This is a genomic window from Nocardiopsis sp. NPDC007018 (genome assembly GCF_040635075.1).
In the GTDB taxonomy this organism is placed as follows: Bacteria; Actinomycetota; Actinomycetes; order Streptosporangiales; family Streptosporangiaceae; genus Nocardiopsis.
In genome coordinates this window covers 1-3,382 of the sequence record NZ_JBEYHA010000102.1, presented here as the reverse complement: position 1 = coordinate 3,382, position 3,382 = coordinate 1, and the positions used below count along the sequence as shown (strand labels likewise).

The window sequence follows — 3,382 nt, the reverse complement described above, 5'->3', positions numbered from 1 at the left end:
CTCGGGAGAGAGTCCACGGTGGTGTCCGTCCTTGCACCGTCGTCGATGATCGACACCCTCACCAGGCCCGGGACCGGTGCTTCCAGGGTGCGGACCACCCTGCCGTCCGGGTCCTGTCCGGAGCGGGAGTGCTCGCAGGCGTTGGCGAACATCTCGCTCACGCACAACACCATCTCCTCCCGCACCTCGGACGGGAGGGAGAGCAGGCGGTTGAGGTCGGTGCCCATGTCGGCACGGACCTGGCTGGTGTGGGAGAGCTGTCCGGGGTAGACCCGGCACTCCCACCGCAGCCCGCCGGAGGGAGGGTTGTTCGTGTGGTTGAGGGCGTGGGTGTGCGGCACAATGGCCATGTCGGCAATCTCTTCTCTTAGACGGTGAAGCTTGTCGGCCTGCTCTGGGGGTGTTGTCGCACCCGCCAGAGCTTTTTCGTGAGCGCCTTTAGGCGGCGGTCGGGGGTTCCGGGTCGTCGTGGTCGGCGCGGTGGCGGCGGGAGAGCAGTCGAGACCCCGGGATCGGCCTGTTGCCGGGAATCCGGGTGGGTGCGGGGTAGTTGTGTACGGCCTGGTCGATGAGCTGCATTGCTCGTTCGGCGTCGCCCTCGTCTCCGGCGATCCGCAGCGCCTCAAGCACCATCGGGATGCGGTTGCGCAGGGTGTGGTTGTGCCACACGTCCTCCTGCGCGGGCGTCAGGTGCCCGGGTGCGGTGAGGGCGTCTCCGGCGCACGCGAGCAGGTCCCTGGTGTCGATGTCCAACATCAGCACTCCACCTCGTCCTTGAGAAAGTTCTCGGTGTTCCCGGCGTTCCCGGAGCCCTCGGGGGCCTTGAGGTCGTCGATGTCGATGTGGCTCCACGGGTTCTCGGTCAGGTCGTAGGCCAGGAAGAACCACACCTGCCGGAACTTCGGGTCCCCGTTGTCTCCCCACCGATCCGCAAGAGCGTCGATCAGCGCCAACCCCCGACCCGTCGCAGTTCCGGCTTCGATGTCCTCGAACGTGGCGGCGGTGAAGTTGCCCTTCTCCTGCGGCAGACGGCTGCCCTGGTCACGGCAGATCAACGTCATCCCCTTAGCACCCCGATCCACCGTGAGCCTGTACGTACTGCCCCGCTCACTGGACCGGCTATGCGCGATCGCGTTGTTCACCAACTCGCAGCCCAGCAGGGTGAACAGGAACTGGAACTCCTCACACCGCTCCGCCGCGCTGGTGTCCAAGAACGCCCGCACCAGAGGCATCAACCCGGGGAGCCCGGCGAAGGAGTACTGCCGCTTGCGGTAGGGAGGTCCGACGGTCCGGGAGAAGTAGTGCGAGTGGAACGGCTTGATGAAACTCGCCACCGGAGCCACCACCTCACGGCGAGCAAGCTCAGGCGAGAACGGCGGAGCGGGCCTCACGGGACCACCACCAAACGCCGCAACCCAGCCAGGACAGCCCGCAAGACCTCCACCGGAACCGCATCGACCGGCCGCCGGGGAGAAGGGACCACAGGGACCCAAGAGCCGGACGGGTGGCGGCGAGGGTTCGCGGCAAAAGCCCGCACACGAGCCGCCTGCCTAGGGCGACGGCGACGCATCGCCTCGGACGCGAGGTAGCGCGTACACGCCAGCTCACAGAGTTTCAGGTAACGGGGCGCCATCAGCGCACACCTCCTGGTGCTCAAGTGCTAGGTGGGAAGCCCAGCTTGGGAATGAGTAAGCTCAGGAAACCATGAAACCTTCAGACCTTCAATGGATTCAGATTATTCAGTTCCTCAAACCATGAGGATTTCAACCTGTCTGTAACTGGATGACCGAATCGCCGACCAGCCGTAACATCCTGAGAGACACCGCCCCAGGAGAGAGCCCATGTCTGACCCATCACGTCCAAGCGTCCGCAGGCGACGACTCTCGGAGGAGCTTCGCCGATACCGGATCTCGGCAGGCATGACCCTGGACGATGCGGCGTCCGCAACCGAATGGAGCATCGGCAAGGTCTCGAACATCGAAACCGGGGTCCGTCTTCGCCCCAGCGTGGTTGAGGTGCGAGCTCTGCTGGATGTCTACGGCGTGGATGACCCGCAGCGTCGCGAAGCTCTGGTCGCGATCACTCGTCAGGCTGGGAAGAAGGGCTGGTGGACGAAGTACAGCGACGTCATCCCAGACGAGTTCCCGGTCCTGGAGTCTGATGCCACGGGGATTAGCACTTATGAGCCAATGATCATCCCGGGGCTGCTTCAGACACCTGGATACGTGGAACTCTTGGCGCGCTCAGCCAACCTTGTCCGAGATCCAGTCGATATTCGACGCGTAGTTGATGCGCGGCGCCGCCGACAGGAGATTCTCGAGAGCGAGCATCGACCAGAACTGTGGGTAGTGATCGACGCGGGAGCGATCGAGCGGCTACGGGCCACCCCCGACGTGTGTCGCGAGCAGGCAAACCACCTGGCAGATGTGGCAGACAACGGTGAAGGCATCACGGTCCAGGTGGTCCCGTTTAGCGCGGGTATCCACGCAGGCGCGAAGGGCAGCTTCGTCCTGATGGACTTTGCCGCAGCCGACCCGGTGGTGTACCTCGAAATGGACCAGGACGGCCTCTTTCTGGAGCAAACAGAAGAAATCATTCGTTACCGAAACTTGTTCAACCACCTCGTAAGCAGGTCACTCGACGTTGACCAGAGCGTCTCCTACCTGCGCGATATATCCAAGGCACCCTGAGAGAACACCGTGAACCTCATTCCCAACCTCGAAGCCCTTGACTTCCGCACGTCCAGCTACAGCGACCGCAGTAACTGCGTCGCTGTAGCCGATGCTTTCGGGGGTGCTGTTGTTCGTGACTCCAAGCACCCTGAACGTGGACACCTGCCGTTCTCCGGACCAGAGTGGGTCGCGCTGCTTCACAGCGCACGATCGTAGGTAGAACGAGGGAGCCCCCGTGACAGCGAGGGCTCCCCCACACTCATCCCGCGCTCACTGAATTCCGCTCTCCTGCGAACGAGAAGCAGCCTCTGGAGTCCGCTGCCGATCAGGGATTGGGAACGCCTCCCCCAGGACACGGGGTGTAACAACAGGCAGAACTGAGCATGAGCCAGACAGCACCCCCTACTCCCAGCGGAGGTTCCCCCGGATGCGCCCCCACATCAGCAAACCCTCCTTCCACAAGCTCAGCTACAGCGCCAACGAGGCCGCGTGCGTTGAGGTCGCGGAAGGTATTGAGACGATGGTTCGTGATACCCAGAATCGTCAGCAGGGCACGTTGGGATTCACAGGAACGGAGTGGGCCGCCGCCCTCAGTGCCATCCGCACCGACCAGGTCTAGGCACTGTTTTTTAGAAGTTGGGAGTGGAGCAGGGCCTGCGCTGGCATCGTGGTCGATGTGTCTGGCCGTCATGAACTCACCGATGCCGAGT

Annotated in this window: 6 protein-coding genes; 3 read left to right on the top strand and 3 right to left on the bottom strand. The window is 63.3% G+C overall.

Annotated features, from left to right (window positions below; all coding sequences use genetic code 11):
- The 3 genes from ABZ635_RS27020 to ABZ635_RS27010 all read right to left on the bottom strand — a co-directional run.
- The coding region (locus tag ABZ635_RS27020) for an ATP-binding protein (protein WP_357770061.1) at window positions 1-350 on the bottom strand (350 nt) is incomplete at its 3' end.
- Between the two features lie 88 nt (window positions 351-438).
- Window positions 439-756: a hypothetical protein gene (locus tag ABZ635_RS27015; protein ID WP_357770059.1), complete on the bottom strand. Its 318-nt coding sequence runs from the start codon at window positions 754-756 to the stop codon at window positions 439-441.
- Window positions 756-1,334, bottom strand: a complete 579-nt coding sequence (locus ABZ635_RS27010) for an ATP-binding protein (RefSeq protein WP_357770057.1) — start codon at window positions 1,332-1,334, stop codon at window positions 756-758. Before ABZ635_RS27010 ends, ABZ635_RS27015 begins: the two co-directional genes overlap by 1 nt.
- 507 nt (window positions 1,335-1,841) lie before the next feature.
- On the opposite strand from ABZ635_RS27010, the gene ABZ635_RS27005 reads away from it, so the two are divergent.
- The 3 genes from ABZ635_RS27005 (at window position 1,842) to ABZ635_RS26995 (ending at window position 3,291) form a co-directional block, all read left to right on the top strand.
- Complete coding sequence (locus tag ABZ635_RS27005; RefSeq protein WP_357770056.1) at window positions 1,842-2,690, top strand: helix-turn-helix transcriptional regulator; 849 nt, start codon at window positions 1,842-1,844, stop codon at window positions 2,688-2,690.
- Between the two features lie 9 nt (window positions 2,691-2,699).
- Window positions 2,700-2,888, top strand: a complete 189-nt coding sequence (locus ABZ635_RS27000; RefSeq protein WP_357770054.1) for a DUF397 domain-containing protein — start codon at window positions 2,700-2,702, stop codon at window positions 2,886-2,888.
- Between the two features lie 211 nt (window positions 2,889-3,099).
- Window positions 3,100-3,291: a DUF397 domain-containing protein gene (locus ABZ635_RS26995; protein ID WP_357770052.1), complete on the top strand. Its 192-nt coding sequence runs from the start codon at window positions 3,100-3,102 to the stop codon at window positions 3,289-3,291.
- Window positions 3,292-3,382: the final 91 nt, after the last annotated feature.